14 protein-coding genes are annotated in these 13,236 nt (G+C 71.0%); 7 read left to right on the forward strand and 7 right to left on the reverse strand.

The window, feature by feature from the left end:
- Positions 1-29: 29 nt before the first annotated feature.
- Genes HH310_RS16475 through HH310_RS16485 form a run of 3 tightly spaced genes read right to left on the reverse strand, consistent with a single transcriptional unit; the run spans position 30 to position 3,089 of the window.
- Entirely contained in the window at positions 30-1,010 is a 981-nt protein-coding gene (locus HH310_RS16475; protein ID WP_169176433.1) for a PD40 domain-containing protein, read from the reverse strand.
- Positions 1,007-2,233 carry an MFS transporter gene (locus HH310_RS16480; RefSeq protein WP_169176434.1) on the reverse strand — a complete coding sequence of 409 codons (1,227 nt, stop codon included), beginning with the start codon at positions 2,231-2,233 and terminating at the stop codon, positions 1,007-1,009. Before HH310_RS16480 ends, HH310_RS16475 begins: the two co-directional genes overlap by 4 nt.
- A gap of 4 nt (positions 2,234-2,237) precedes the next feature.
- On the reverse strand, positions 2,238-3,089 hold the full coding sequence (locus tag HH310_RS16485) for an alkaline phosphatase family protein (RefSeq protein WP_169176435.1): 852 nt from the start codon (positions 3,087-3,089) through the stop codon (positions 2,238-2,240).
- 117 nt (positions 3,090-3,206) lie between these two features.
- Here HH310_RS16485 and HH310_RS16490 point away from each other — a divergent pair, with 117 nt between their 5' ends.
- From HH310_RS16490 to HH310_RS16500, 3 genes are read left to right on the forward strand one after another with little or no spacing between them, the layout of a single operon-like run.
- Positions 3,207-4,241: a Gfo/Idh/MocA family protein gene (locus tag HH310_RS16490; RefSeq protein WP_169176436.1), complete on the forward strand. Its 1,035-nt coding sequence runs from the start codon at positions 3,207-3,209 to the stop codon at positions 4,239-4,241.
- A gap of 37 nt (positions 4,242-4,278) precedes the next feature.
- Entirely contained in the window at positions 4,279-7,242 is a 2,964-nt protein-coding gene (locus tag HH310_RS16495) for an EAL domain-containing protein (protein ID WP_312034133.1), read from the forward strand.
- A 56-nt stretch (positions 7,243-7,298) separates the two neighbouring features.
- Complete coding sequence (locus tag HH310_RS16500) at positions 7,299-7,964, forward strand: GNAT family N-acetyltransferase (RefSeq protein ID WP_169176437.1); 666 nt, start codon at positions 7,299-7,301, stop codon at positions 7,962-7,964.
- Here the strand turns inward: HH310_RS16500 and HH310_RS16505 are convergent.
- Entirely contained in the window at positions 7,953-8,210 is a 258-nt protein-coding gene (locus HH310_RS16505; RefSeq protein WP_169176438.1) for a hypothetical protein, read from the reverse strand. The genes HH310_RS16500 and HH310_RS16505 overlap by 12 nt on opposite strands.
- A gap of 108 nt (positions 8,211-8,318) precedes the next feature.
- Here HH310_RS16505 and HH310_RS16510 point away from each other — a divergent pair, with 108 nt between their 5' ends.
- The 3 genes from HH310_RS16510 to HH310_RS16520 all read left to right on the forward strand — a co-directional run bounded on the left by HH310_RS16510 (position 8,319) and on the right by HH310_RS16520 (position 11,341).
- Complete coding sequence (locus tag HH310_RS16510; RefSeq protein WP_169176439.1) at positions 8,319-8,855, forward strand: hypothetical protein; 537 nt, start codon at positions 8,319-8,321, stop codon at positions 8,853-8,855.
- Positions 8,856-9,058: 203 nt separating this feature from the next.
- Positions 9,059-10,507, forward strand: a complete 1,449-nt coding sequence (locus HH310_RS16515; RefSeq protein ID WP_169176440.1) for an MFS transporter — start codon at positions 9,059-9,061, stop codon at positions 10,505-10,507.
- Between the two features lie 153 nt (positions 10,508-10,660).
- The gene (locus tag HH310_RS16520; protein ID WP_169176441.1) at positions 10,661-11,341 is read left to right on the forward strand and encodes a hemerythrin domain-containing protein; all 681 of its coding nucleotides are present in this window, start codon (positions 10,661-10,663) and stop codon (positions 11,339-11,341) included.
- A gap of 83 nt (positions 11,342-11,424) precedes the next feature.
- Here HH310_RS16520 and HH310_RS16525 read toward each other — a convergent pair whose 3' ends face one another.
- Complete coding sequence (locus HH310_RS16525; protein ID WP_312034134.1) at positions 11,425-11,844, reverse strand: DUF1810 domain-containing protein; 420 nt, start codon at positions 11,842-11,844, stop codon at positions 11,425-11,427.
- Between the two features lie 32 nt (positions 11,845-11,876).
- Here HH310_RS16525 and HH310_RS16530 point away from each other — a divergent pair, with 32 nt between their 5' ends.
- On the forward strand, positions 11,877-12,422 hold the full coding sequence (locus HH310_RS16530; RefSeq protein WP_169176443.1) for a maleylpyruvate isomerase N-terminal domain-containing protein: 546 nt from the start codon (positions 11,877-11,879) through the stop codon (positions 12,420-12,422).
- On the opposite strand, the gene HH310_RS16535 is transcribed toward HH310_RS16530, so the two are convergent.
- Together HH310_RS16535 and HH310_RS16540 are read right to left on the reverse strand one after the other, a co-directional pair.
- Positions 12,411-12,875 (reverse strand): SRPBCC family protein, encoded by a 465-nt coding sequence (locus HH310_RS16535; RefSeq protein ID WP_169176444.1) that lies wholly within the window; start codon positions 12,873-12,875, stop codon positions 12,411-12,413. The genes HH310_RS16530 and HH310_RS16535 overlap by 12 nt on opposite strands.
- Positions 12,872-13,201 carry a helix-turn-helix transcriptional regulator gene (locus HH310_RS16540; RefSeq protein WP_169176445.1) on the reverse strand — a complete coding sequence of 110 codons (330 nt, stop codon included), beginning with the start codon at positions 13,199-13,201 and terminating at the stop codon, positions 12,872-12,874. The genes HH310_RS16535 and HH310_RS16540 overlap by 4 nt, the downstream gene beginning before the upstream one ends.
- Positions 13,202-13,236: the final 35 nt, after the last annotated feature.

Here is a 13,236-nt window from a genome sequence, read left to right on the forward strand (position 1 = left end):
CTCGTTCCCAAGAAGCAAGAACGCAAACTCTAGTTACTCCAGAGGGCCGCGGGCGACTCGGCGTCGGGGATGAGAATCGCCGGCTGGCCGCCGCCGTCGGCCGGGACCGACCAGACGTCCGAGTTTCGGGTGCCGCGGCGTACGGCGTACATCACCGTGCCGTTGTCGTACCAGGCGGCCTGGTCGTCGACGCTGCGGGTCTCGGCCAGGTGGGTGCGCCGCATGGTCGCGAGGTCCAGCACGGACAGCCGCCAGCCGTGGTTCGGGTTGCCGCCGACCGCCTCCTTGAACGCGATCCGGGTGCCGTCCGGCGACAGCGACGGGCACTCCACGTTCTCGGCGAGCGTGCGCACGGTCTGCGCCGCGATGTCACCGGCGACCAGGTAGCGCTTGCCGGCCGTGGACATCGTCGCGTAGAAGTGATCGTCGTCGACGAACGTGACACCCCAGAAGTTGAGGTCCACCGCCTGGTACGGCTTGCCGTCGCGGGTCACCGCGAAGCGTTCCAGGGTGTCGACGGTCTGCCCGGTCGCGACGTCGAGCATGCCGGCCCGGGTGGAGAACTTCCCGCCGTTGTAGCTGTCGCCGGTCACGAAGACGGTCCACGCGAGCACGTGCCCGCTCGGCGAGACGCGCGCCCGGTTCGGCACCCCCACCATCGGATAGGTGTCCTTGACCGCGAGGTGCGCGTCCAGGATGGCGAGCTGGTAGGTGGCCAGCGGGCCGTCCGGGCGCAGGCAGATGCCAACACCCGCGGCTTCGTAGAGGCGATTGCAATCCAAGGCCGAGACCGTACGCGTCCCCGCCGGCGCCGCCCGTGCCACGGTGGCCGCCCGTCCGTAGCTCGCGGCGGCCGTGCTCCGGAACAGGATCCGGTCCCCGGGCGAGGCGTCGACCGCGGAGGCGGCCGCCGCCGGGGCCGCGTTGCGGTGCCCGGCCACCACCACGTAGGTGACGGCTATCGCGATCAGGACCAGCGAGAAGACACCGGCCAGCAATCCTCGCCTCATGCGGCGACCTCCCGACGCGTACGCAGCAACAGCAGGGCGGAACCGCCCAGGGTGACCACCGCGGCGATCGCGGCGGCGTGGATCGCGCCGCTCGCGTCCCACCACTGCCAGGCCACGCCGAACAGCACCGACGACACCAGGTAGGCGAGGGCCTGCCCGGTCTGGATCAGGGCGAGCCCGGTGGTGCGGATCTCGGCGGGCAGCAGCGGACCGGCGAAGGCCATCAGCACGCCGTCGGTGGCCGCGTAGAAACCGCCGTACAAAAGAAGGACCGTGACCAGCGCGGGCACGCCGCCCCACGAGGTGCCCAGCAGGAGATAGACGACGAGCAGCGCGGCGTAGCCGCCGAGGAACACCTTCGCCCGGCCCACCCGGTCGGCCAGCGCGCCGAGCGGCACCGCGAGCACCAGATACGCGAGGCTGGTGCCGACCGCGAGCAGCGGGAACCACCCGGTGGCAAGGTTTTCGCGGCGCTGCAGCATCAGGTAGACGAAGCCGTCCCCGATCGTGCTCAGGCCCAGCAGCGCGGCCGCGATCAGCAGCGTCCGGACCCCGGCGTGGCGCAGCTGCCGCAGGTCGATGCGTTTACCCGCCGCCCGCGGTTCGCCGCGGTGGTCGCGCACCAGCAGCACGAGCACGAGGACGCCGATCGTGGCGATGCAGCCGCTGACCACGAAGACCGCGTCGAACGCCTGCCCGGACGCGGCGAGCACGGCGATCGCGACGAGGGGGCCGGCGAACGCGCCGGCGCTGTCCATGGCGCGGTGCACGCCGAACGCCCGGCCCAGATTCTCGGGGTCGGTGGACAGCGTGATGAGGGCGTCGCGCGGGGCGGTGCGCAGGCCCTTGCCGGCCCGGTCGGCCACGATCGCCGCGCTGAGCGCGGGAATCGAGGTGCCGGCGGCCAGAAGGCCGGCCTTGGCCACGGCGGAGATGCCGTAGCCGAGGCCGGCGATCAGTTTGCGGCGCCGCACCCGGTCGGCGACATAGCCGCCGACCAGGCGCAGCAACGCGGTCGCCCCCGTGTAGAGCCCGTCCACCACGCCGTAGACCACGGGTCCCAGACCCAGGCCGACGACCAGGTAGAGCGGCAGCACCGCCGACACCATCTCGCTGGACACATCGGTGATCAGGCTGACCGTGCCGAGCGCGAGCACGTTCGCCGCGATCCGCTTACCGCGGTCGACGGCACCCGCCGGGCGCTCCACGGAGGCTAGGTACATGCGATCAGTTCCAGACGTCGGTGATCGGGGAGACGCTCGCCGCGCCGCCGATCGCGCTCAGGCCGTAGGACGCCTCGATGGTCCGCAGGACGGTGTAGTGGGTGATCTTCTCGGAGTAGGTGCCGGTCTTGACGTGCGCGCCCACGAACGAGGTGTAGATGTGGTTCAGCGACGCCGAGTTGTCCTCGTCGAACGTGGTGATCAGCAGGCTGTTGTGCGTCTTGGCCCACTGCGCGTACGAGTCGAGGTGGCTCTTGAGCCAGGAGTCGCCGGTGCCGACCGAGCAGTCGTGCATGTCGTTGCACAGGTTCGGGTCCACGAAGGACACCGTGGGCAACGACGCGTAGTTCGAGCTGGCCGGGAACGTCGAGTACATGACGTTGCTGGCGGCCGGCACGTTGGTGAAGCTGGCCGCGGCGTTGTGCTTACGCGCGTAGGTGCCGCTCGTGCAGCCGGTGTACCCGTTGGAGGGCATCGACTCCGAGTAGCTCTTGAACGTGAGCTTCGCCGCGATCAGCTGCGCCGCGATGTTGTTGGCGCTGTACGACTTCGGGCAGGCGTCGCTGGTCAGGCCCTGGGTGGAGCCGGAGAACAGGCCGACGTAGTTGGGCTCGCTGGGGTGGGTGAGCGCGTAGGACTGCGAGAAGTTCGCACCCTGCGCGGCGAGGGAGTTGAAGTAGGGGGCGGCGGAGGAGGTGATCTGCGTGCTCGCGTGGTTCTCGAACATCACCAGGACGATGTGGTCGAACCGCGGCACGCTGGTGGCGGCCTGGGCACTGGGAGCGGCGGCGGCGGTCAGACCGGCACCGGCGAGCACGAAGGTCGCCGCAGCAACTAAAAGGCGTCTTAACGACATATCCGGGATCGTCGCCAGTGACTGCGAAGCGGGGCATACACGCCGGATTGCGTGCAGATGAACGTCTGTCGATCAGGAATGTGTATGTGCCAGTTTCCCGATCTAGGGTGTCTGGTCATGACGAGCTTTGTGGTGGTCGGGTCCGGCTGGCGGGCCGAGATGTTCTGGCGGCTCGCCGCGGCGGTGCCCGATCTGGAGTTCTTAGGTGCGGTGGTGCGCACGCCCCGGGAGCTCGCGGTGCCCACGTTCGCGTCGCTGGACGACGTGCGGCCCGACTTCGTGGTGACCGCCGTGCCGTGGGCGGCCAACCCGGCGGTGATCGCCGCGTGCGCCGAGCGCGGCATCCCGGTGCTGGCCGAGACGCCGCCCGCCCCGGACGCCGAGGGTCTCGTCGCGCTCTGGGAGGCGTACGGGAAAAGCGGTCTGGTGCAGGTCGCGGAGCAGTACCTGTTGCTGCCGGCGCAGGCGGCCCGGCTGGCGGTGGTGCGGCAGGGGCTGATCGGCGAGCCGGGGCAGGTGCAGGTGTCCTCGACGCATCAGTACCACGCGGTGGCGATCATCCGGGGCTTCCTCGGCCAGGCGCCGGGCCCGGTCACCGTGCGGGCGACGCGGACGACGGCGCCGCTGGTGGACCCGCTCACCCGCGACGGCTGGACCGGCGACCCGGACGCCAAGCCGGCCGTCACCACGATCGCGACGCTGGACTTCGGCGACGGGAAGTCCGGGCTGTACGACTTCACCGGCAACCAGTGGCACAACCAGCTGCGGTTCCGGCGGATCGTGGTGCGCGGGACGCACGGCGAGCTGCGCGACGACGAGGTGGTGCGGCTGGCCGGGCCGCGCACCATCGTGCGGACGCCGATCGTGCGCCGGCAGACCGGCTACGACCTCGACCTCGACGACTTCGACACCGACCACCTCACGCTCGGCGAGCGGGTGCTGTTCCGCAACCCGTTCCCGCGGCGGCGGTTCAGCGACGAGGAGATCGCGATCGCGACGCTGCTGGGGCGGATGGCGGCCTGGGTGCGCGGCGAGGGACCCGAGCCGTACCCGCTCGCCGAGGGCGCCCATGATCACCTGGTGGCGCTGGCGATCGAGGAGGCGGCCGGCACCGACGCGACGGTGACGGTTCCGGCGCCACCCTGGGCCTAGGGCTCAACTCGCGGGCCCGCGCACCGAACAGAAGATCGTGAGCACGCGAGCCGGGTTCGGTGCGTGGATCATCGCGCTCAGTGCCGTCTACTACGCGGCGCCCGCGACACACCTGTACACGTGGGCGCTGATCGGCTACTCGTCCGCGGCCATGGTCGTGCTCGGCGTGCGGCGGCACCGGCCGGCCCGGCGGCTGCCCTGGCTGCTGATCGCCGCCGCGCTGGCCTTCTTCACGAGCGGCGACACGGCGTACAACCTGATCGTGACGTTAGGGCATACACCGGATTTTCCGGGCATTGCCGACGTGTTCTACCTGCTGGTGTATCCGCTGCTCACCGGCGGGTTCCTGGTCATGGTCCGGACCCGCTCGGGCGGCGCCGCGAACCGGGCCGCGCTGCTCGACGCGCTGGTGCCCACCGTCGGTTTCGGCCTGCTCTCCTGGGTCTACTGGATCGCGCCGTTCACCCGCTCGCAGGACCTGTCGGTGGCGGAGAAGCTGGTGTCGGCCGGCTACCCGATCGGCGACGTGCTCGCGCTGGCCACGCTGCTGCGCATGCTGACCGTGCCGGGGCGGCGGCCGCGCGCGCTCACCGCGATCAGCGTCGCCCTGCTGGGCCTGCTCGTCTCGGACATCTTCTACGGCCAGTCGCAGCTCGGTCAGCAATGGTCGAACGGCGGCCCGGTCGACCTCGGCTGGATCGTCTTCTACGCGACCATCGGCTTCGCCGCGCTGCTGCCCTCGATGCGCGATCTCACCGAGCCGGCCCCGCAGCACGCCGCCGACATGGGCCCGCAGCGGATCCTCTGGATGTCTTCGGCGGCCCTGATCGCCCCGGCCCTGCTCTACCTGGAATGGATCAGCGGCGGCGGCGTGCACGACGCGCCGGTCATCGCGGGGGCGGCCACCGCCATGTTCCTGATCGTCATCGCGCGGATCAACGGCCTCGTCGAGGCGCAGCGGCAGGCCCGGGCGCGGGAGCGGGCGCTGGGCGAGGCTGGGGCGGCGCTGTTCTCGGCCGCCAGCGAGGAGGACGTGTCGCGGGCGGTGCGGGCGGCGGTGGCCAAGGTGATGCCACCCGGCGAGCCGTACCGCCTGTTTTTCACCGAAATTTCTGGTTTTAAGGCGCCGGGCATCGCGTTGATGGCCGCTGCGGAGGTGCCGGCCGAGCTGCCGGTCCGCGATTTCGATCATTTCCTGTACGCCACGGTGCCGTTGCCCGGCGCCGGCGGGCGCCTGGCCCACGGGGTGCTGGGCGCGCGGACCACCGTGCTGCGCGACCTGCTGCCCCCGTTCGAGCAGCTGCTCACCCAGGTGCAGGTGGTGCTCGACCGGATCGGGCTGACCGGTGAGGTGAACCGCCGCGACAGCGAGGCGTACTTCCGGACCCTGATCCAGAACGCGTCCGACGTCATCCTGATCATCGCGGACGACGACACGATCCGGTACGCCAGCCCGTCCGCGGCCACCGTGTTCGGGTATCCGGACCTCACCGGCACGCCGCTGTCCCAGCTGATCGACGACCCGCGGGTCAGCGACGGCCTCGACGTCGGCGACCTGACCGTGGTCCGCGCCGACGGCTCCCCGATGCGGGCCTCGTGCACCGGGCGCGACCTGCGCGACGACCCGACCGTGGGCGGGCTCGTGCTGACCGTCCGCGACGTCACCGAGCAGCGCCGCCTCGAGGCCTCGCTGTCGCACCTCGCGTTCCACGACGGGCTCACCGGCCTCGCCAACCGCGTGCGGTTCCGCGACCGCCTCGAGGAGGAGCTCGCGTCGGACGGCCCGATCGGCGTGCTGATGGTCGATCTGGACGACTTCAAGGAGGTCAACGACACGCTCGGGCACGCGGTCGGGGACCGGCTGCTGGTGGTCGTCGGCGAGCGCATCGCGTCGATCCTCGGCACGCTCGGCGGCGCCGCGCTGGCCGCGCGGATGGGCGGCGACGAGTTCGCCGTGCTGGTCGACCTGGCCGCCGACGCGCATCTGGCGGACCGGCTCGCCGGGGACCTGGTCGAGGCGCTGGCCGTGCCGGTCGAGGTGAGCGATGGCATCGGCGGCACGCACAGCGTCAGCGGCGGGGCCAGCGTCGGGGTGGCCGCCGGCGACGACGCGGACAGCGCGACCGAGCTGCTGCGGCACGCCGACCTGGCACTGTACCAGGCCAAGGCCGACCAGAAGGGCACCTGGCAGCGGTACCGGCCGGAGCTGCACACGGCGATGGCGCAGCGGCTCGAGACCCGGGCGGCGTTGCGGGAGGCGGTGGAGAACGAGCAGTTCACGCTGATGTACCAGCCGATCGTGGACATCCGCTCCGGCGTGGTGCGGGGGGTGGAGTCGCTGGTGCGGTGGCGGCATCCGGTGCGCGGGCTGCTCGGGCCGGCGCACTTCATCGAGGTGGCCGAGGAGAGCGGGGTGATCGTGGACATCGGGAACTGGGTGCTGCGGTCGGCGCTGCGGCAGTTCTCCCGGTGGGATGCGGACATCCCGGTTCAGTACGTCAGCGTGAACGTGTCGGCGCGGCAGTTCCGCACGCCCGGGTTCGTCGACCAGGTCCGCGACGCCCTGGACGCGGCGAACGCGGCGCCCGGGTGCCTGCTGCTGGAGATCACCGAGAGCCTGCTGCTGCGCGACGCCGACCAGGTGTGGGCCGACCTGCGGATGCTGCGCTCGATCGGGGTGCGGATCGCGATCGACGACTTCGGCACCGGATACTCGTCGCTGAGCTACCTGCGGGAGATGCCGGTCGACGTGCTGAAGCTGGACAAATCGTTCATCGACGACATCCTGGACAGCGACCAGCAGCGGATCATGGTGGACACGATCGTGGCGCTGGCCCGCAATCTCGACCTCGCCGTCGTGGCCGAGGGCGTCGAGGATCCGGGGCAGCGCGCGCTGCTGGCCCGGATGGGCTGCCCGTACGGCCAAGGGTACCTGTTCGCCGAGCCCATGTGGCCGGACGAGATCGCCCGGACGGCGGCCGAGGTTTCCGCACTCGTCTGAGCGTCCTGTCGGGTTATTGACTGGCGCGGACCCCCTCGAACCGGCAGGGTCAAGGGGTGCTGGAGAATCCTGTCTGGGCCGCCCTGACCGGGCCGCAGGCCTGCTTCGCCGAGGCCGCCGGTGACGCCGCCCGTTTCTCGTCCGACGTCTCGCCGTTCGCCGCGCTCGCCGATCCCGGCGACCCGCAGGCGTGGCGTGACCTGGCCTCGCTCACCGGCAACGCCCTGCTCACCGGCCCGTCGCTCAGCCCGCAGCCCGGCTGGGAGCTGGTCACGCGACTGGCCGGCGTGCAGATGGCCGGCCGCGCGATGACCGGCGTGCACGACCGGGAGGCGTTCGAGCTCTCCGAGACCGATGTGCCGGAGGTCCTCGACCTGGTGTCGCGCGCCCAGCCCGGCCCGTTCGGCAAACGCACCATCGAGCTCGGGCGATACCTCGGCATCCGGTCCGGCGGCCGGCTCGTGGCGATGGCCGGCGAGCGGTTACGCCTGCCCGGGTGGACCGAGGTGAGCGCGGTGTGCACCGACCCGGCCTTCCAGGGCCAGGGGCTCGGCGCCCGGCTCACCCTGGCCGTCGCGGCCGGCATCCTCGAGCGTGGCGACCTGCCGTTCCTGCACGCCGCCACGACCAACGAGCGGGCCATCCGGCTCTACGCGCGGCTCGGCTTCGAGGTCGATCACGAGGTGGTGTTCGGGCAGGTCCGCCGCACGTCACTCGCCTAGCGCGCCGTCCGGGTCGGGCCTGGCTCCCCCGGCGTCGGCCCACCGGTCCCGCAGGTCGCCGATGCGCTGCAGCACGTCGGCCAGCTCGGCGCGCACCCGGTCGAGCCGGTTCTGATCGTCGGCCGGCAGGCCGCCGCCGTGGTCGTGCGAGGTCAGCGTGGTCTCGCGTTCCTCCAGCTCCTCGCGGCGCTCGTGCAGGCGGTTCAGCTCGGCCTCGTACTCGTCCTTGGTGATCTCGGGTTGCATGGGTTCTCCCTCCGGCTCGATCGTTCTATCGTGCCCCGTACACCCGTCCGGCTGTTCCGGCACCCCAGGCCGTTGACATGGGTCGATGCCCTGCCGGACTGTCTTTGCATGCAGAACGATCTGGTCGTCGAGTCGTGGGGCGTGATCACCGCCTTTCTCGAGCCGCACGGCCTGCTCGACCGCCTGGGCCCGCCGGCCACCGCCGGGGACCTCGCCGCCGCCGCCGAGGTGGCCGGTCCGCTGCCGGCCGAACTGGCCCGCTGGTGGAGCCTGACGTCCGGCGCGAGCCTGACGTTGCTGCCGCCCGGCCATGTCCCGTACGCCGTGCCGGCCGCCCTCAGCGTCCGCAAGTCCCACGTGGACGTCCCCGTGCCGGGCGAGAGCGCTCCGGCCGGCACCCCGCGCCGCGTCGGGTGGCTGCCCCAGTGGCTGCCGATAGCGTCCGACGGCCTGTTCGTGGACCTGCGGGCCGGTGCCGCCCGCGGGTGCGTGGGCCGGGCCACCTCGTCGCTGGCGTTCGGCGGACCGCGCTGGATCAGCGTGGGAGCGATGCTGCTGGCCGTCGCCGACGCCATCCGCGACGACCACCCGGTGGACGGCTGGAAAATCACGGCGGACGACTCCGGAGTCGCGTGGATCCGCTGAAGCCCCGCATTGTAGGCCGCGGTCACGAGCCACATTGTTACCGGTGCGAATCAAGCCACTTACCTCCATGTAAGTAGCTAAACCCCCATTTGGAGCCATGTCGCGGAACGGGGACGCTCGCAACCGTACGGCCGGAGAGGGCGGCCGGAATGTCTTCGCACTGGGGGGGAACCATGGCGAGATCCAAGAATATTCTTTGGATCGTGCTGATCGCACAATTCATGGTCGTGCTCGACGCGACCATCGTGACGGTGTCTTTGCCGTCAATGGACACCGGATTGCACTTCGACAGTTCGACACAATTGCAGTGGGTCATCAACGCCTACACGCTGCTGTTCGGAGGCTTCCTGCTGTTCGGCGGCCGGGCCGGTGACCTGCTCGGCCGGCGCACGCTGTTCATCGTCGGCCTGGTGGTGTTCGGCGGGGCGTCGCTGGTCAACGGGTTCGCGCAGAACCCGGAGACGCTGATCGTCGGCCGCGCGGTGCAGGGCCTGGGCGGCGCGCTCGTGTCGCCGGCCGTGTTGTCGATCATCATGGTCACGTTCGAGTCGATGGGTGAGCGGGCCAAGGCGTTCGGCCTGTTCAGCGCGGTCACCGCGTCCGGCGGCGGAGCCGGCATCCTGGCCGGTGGCATCCTGACCGAATGGCTGAGCTGGCGAGCCATCTTCCTGGTGAACGTGCCGATCGCCGCGATCGCCATCATCGGCGCGCTGCGGATCGTGCCGAACAGCCGGGCCCAGGTCGAGGGCCGCAAACGGCTCGACGTGCCCGGGGCGGTCACCATCACGGCCGGTCTGCTGCTGCTGGTCTACGGCGTCGTGAACGCCGCCAACTGGGGCTGGAGCTCGGGCAAGGTCTGGGCGTACGTCGGTGCCGCGGCGGTACTGATCGTGGCGTTCTTCGTCATCGAGGCGGTGTCCAAGCAGCCGCTGGTGCGCCTGGGCATCTTCAAGGTCCGGCCGCTGGGCGTCTCGAACCTGTCGATGATGCTGTTCATGGCGGGTCTGTTCGTGAACATGTTCTTCCTGCCGCTCTACCTGGCGCAGATCAAGGGCTACAGCGCGATCGAGATCGGCCTGGCCTACCTGCCGTGGCCGGTGATCATGGCGGCGTCGAGCACGGTGGCGCAGAAGGTCATGGGCAAGTTCGGGCCGAAGCACCTGATGTGGATCGGCCTGCTCATCACCGCGGCCGGCATGTTCATGTTCAGCCAGCAGAGCCCGACCGACTCGTACGCGGCCGGTGTGCTGCCCGGTGTGATCCTGACCGCGATCGGCGCCGGCTTCGCCTGGGGCGGCCTGTTCCTGGTGTCGTCGGTCGGCGTCAAGCCCGAGGAGGCCGGCCTCGCGGGCGGGCTCATCAACACCTCGCAGCAGCTGGGCGTCGCGGTCGGTCTGGCCGTGCTCAGCTCGGTGGCCGCGGCCCACACGAAGAGCCTGACCGCGACCGGCGTCGCCGCCAGCGACGCCCTGACCAAGGGCTGGGACCGCAGCTACATGATCGCCGCGGTGATCCTGGTGGTCGGTGCCGCGTCGGTCCTGCTCGGACTGCGCTCCGCCGACGGACGGCACGCTCCGGCGCCCGCCGCCGTCGCCGAGCCCGAGGTGGAGACCGTTCCGTCGGTTCCGCTCGAGCCGGTGCTGGGCGACTGATCGATCCGGCGGTGGGGGTGACGTTGTTCACCCCCACCGCCGGGCACCACGATGCGCGGCGGCGGTTCGCGGTTGCGTTTCGCCGCCGCCGTTCGTCGTTCGCCGCCATTCGTCGTTCGCCGCTGTCGTTGTCGCTGTGAAGGAGCGTGCTCGATGCCCGCCGACACCCGAGACTCGTTCATGCTGCACACGATGCTGCGGCGCGAGTTCGCGGCGCTGCCCGACCTGGTGCGCGCCGTCACCCGCGGGAACGTGGAACGCGCGCAGGTGGTCGCCGACCACCTGGAGTTCCTGGTCGGCGTCCTCATCGGCCACCACCGGGCCGAGGACGAGCGGATCTGGCCGGCCCTCGCGGACCGGGCGGGCGCGCAGCTCGACGCGATCCCGGAGACCATGCGCCAGCAGCACGCCTGCATCGAGGAGCTGTCCGACCAGGTCATGACGACCGCCGACGGATGGTGCCGGGACAACGCGAGCCCGGCACGGCGCGACATGCTGGCCGAATCGCTCGACGCGCTGGTCGAGCTCCTCCACGAGCACATGGCGATGGAGGAGGTCACCGCGATTCCGCTGGCCGGGTGCCACCTCAGCGACGCCGAGTGGGCCGAGATGGGCTCCTACGCCGCCGCCGGGATGCCGGGCGGAACGATGGACCTGATCTTCGGGATGACCCTGTACGAGGCGGCACCGCAGGACGTGACGGCGGTCCTGTCCGGGTTGCCGCCGGTGCTGCGGGCGATCCTGGTCGACGAGGCCCGGCGGGTGTACGCCGACTACGCGACGCACATCCACGGCACCGCCACCCCGCAGCGGAGCCGGCCGGTGCGCTCGTAACGCGGTGGCGCGTGCGTCGCGCTACGGCCGTTCGCGGCAGTTGGCCGCGGGTGCGTGCCAGGGGCGGGGCTTCTTGCGGGTGGTTACTCCTTGTCCCGTACCCGCAGAATTTCTAATGTTCGCTGGTCGGGGTCGCCGCACAGGTGGCTGATCACCTGGTTGAACGGGGCCGGGTCGTCGGCCGCGGCGGCGAACAGCGTCATCGACGAGCAGAGCTTCAGGTCGTCGGGGTAGCCGAAGATCTCGGTGGCGGACTTCGTCGCGTCGTGCAGGAGCGTGGCGCAGTCGAGCAGGCGCGGGCCCAGAATCGGGTGGGCCAGGTAGGCGCGGGCCTCGGCCAGGTCGCGGATCGCGTAGTGCTGGGCGGTCGGGCTGGAGCCCAGGCCGGCGATCTGCGGGAAGATGAACCACATCCAGTGGGTGCGCTTGCTGCCGGCGGCGATCTCGGCGCGCGCCCGGTCGTAGGTGTCGTGCTGTGCGTCGACGAAACGGTCCAGGCTCACCGGTCTCACCTTAGTGCGCGACCATGGTCGGCATGGATTATCGCCGGACGTTCCGTTCCTCCGCCGTGTCGTTTGTCGACCTGGTCTCGCGGGTGCCTGATGATCGCTGGGCGGAGCCGGGGCTGCGGGAGCTTGCCGGGCAAACCGTGAGTTCGGCGCTGGGGCAGGTGCCCGTGGTGCTGGCCGAGCCGGCCGCCGAGATCGTGGTGGACGCGCCGGAGGCGTATTTCGCGGGCGGGGTCCCGGCCGTGACCGCCATGCAGGACGTCCGCCTTGCCGGGGAGCTCGCGGGGCGGGCCACCCAGGCGCTCGCCGCGGCCGGGGACGACGACGTCGTGACGACCCCGGCCGGCGGGATGCGGGTCCGCGACTGGATTCCGACGCGGACGCTCGAACTCGTGGTGCACGGGATGGACGTGGCGCGGGCCGCCGGCCTCGAGGTGGCCTTCGCGGCCGAGGCGATCGAGGAGGTCGCGCTGGTGGCCGCGCGGGCCGCCGTCCGGGGCGGGGACGCCGCGGTGCTGCTGCGGGCGCTGACCGGACGGGGGTCGCTGCCGTCCTCCTACTCAGTTCTGTGACAGCTTCGCCAGGTAGTCGTCGAGCGCCCGGTACGAGGCCTCGGCGCCCTCCTCCATGCCGGACTGCAGCATGCCGTCGCGGTCGGCCTGGGAGTCGAACGTGGACGTGGCGGTCACCGTGGTGCGTCCGTTCTCCTCGGTGAAGACGTAGCGCTCGACGCAGATGTGGCCGGCCATCGGCTCGTACTCGAACGTCCAGGTGAAACCGTCCGGCGGGTTGATCTCGCGGAACTCGCCGCGGAACGCGTGCTCGCCGTCGCCGGCCTTCTCCACGAAACGCCACTTGCCGCCGACCCGGAAGTCGATCTCGACGTCGAGCGGGTTGCCGCGGCCCCACCAGTGGCGGATGTGGTCGGCCTCGGTGTGCGCGGCGAAGACCAGCTCGCGCGGGGCGTCGAAGGTACGCGACATCTGGATGCTCAGGTCGCCGGGGGTGGTGACGGTGATGCTCATGGTGTCTCCTTCTGCAGATCGTTCAGGTATTGGCCGAGCGCGTCGTAGCGCTCCTCCCACAACCGCCGGTACTGCTCCACCCACGTGGACACCGACTGCAGCGCGGCCGGGACGATCCGGCAGCGCCGCCACTGCGCCTCGCGGGTGCGGGTGATCAGGCCGGCGGTCTCCAGCACGTTCAGGTGCTTGGACACCGCCTGCGGGGTGATCGGGAAGGCGGCGGCGAGCTCCCCCGCCGTCGCGTCGGAACTGGCCAGCCGCGCGAGGATCGCCCGGCGGGTCGGGTCGGCGAGTGCGGCGAAGACGCCGTCGATCGGATCGGGCATGCTCTCAACCACCTGGTTTATCAACTGATGGGTTT

Origin of the sequence: Actinoplanes sp. TBRC 11911 (assembly GCF_012933445.1) — a bacterium.
Classification (GTDB): domain Bacteria; phylum Actinomycetota; class Actinomycetes; order Mycobacteriales; family Micromonosporaceae; genus Actinoplanes.

What these genes read in the sequence shown, in the direction of transcription:
- HH310_RS16475 (WP_169176433.1), bottom strand. Translation starts at nt 1,010, where the DNA reads ATGAGGCGAGGATTGCTGGCCGGTGTCTTCTCGCTGGTCCTGATCGCG.
- HH310_RS16480 (WP_169176434.1), bottom strand. Translation starts at nt 2,233, where the DNA reads ATGTACCTAGCCTCCGTGGAGCGCCCGGCGGGTGCCGTCGACCGCGGT.
- HH310_RS16485 (WP_169176435.1), bottom strand. Translation starts at nt 3,089, where the DNA reads ATGTCGTTAAGACGCCTTTTAGTTGCTGCGGCGACCTTCGTGCTCGCC.
- HH310_RS16490 (WP_169176436.1), top strand. Translation starts at nt 3,207, where the DNA reads ATGACGAGCTTTGTGGTGGTCGGGTCCGGCTGGCGGGCCGAGATGTTC.
- HH310_RS16505 (WP_169176438.1), bottom strand. Translation starts at nt 8,210, where the DNA reads ATGCAACCCGAGATCACCAAGGACGAGTACGAGGCCGAGCTGAACCGC.
- HH310_RS16510 (WP_169176439.1), top strand. Translation starts at nt 8,319, where the DNA reads ATGCAGAACGATCTGGTCGTCGAGTCGTGGGGCGTGATCACCGCCTTT.
- HH310_RS16520 (WP_169176441.1), top strand. Translation starts at nt 10,661, where the DNA reads ATGCCCGCCGACACCCGAGACTCGTTCATGCTGCACACGATGCTGCGG.
- HH310_RS16530 (WP_169176443.1), top strand. Translation starts at nt 11,877, where the DNA reads ATGGATTATCGCCGGACGTTCCGTTCCTCCGCCGTGTCGTTTGTCGAC.
- HH310_RS16535 (WP_169176444.1), bottom strand. Translation starts at nt 12,875, where the DNA reads ATGAGCATCACCGTCACCACCCCCGGCGACCTGAGCATCCAGATGTCG.
- HH310_RS16540 (WP_169176445.1), bottom strand. Translation starts at nt 13,201, where the DNA reads ATGCCCGATCCGATCGACGGCGTCTTCGCCGCACTCGCCGACCCGACC.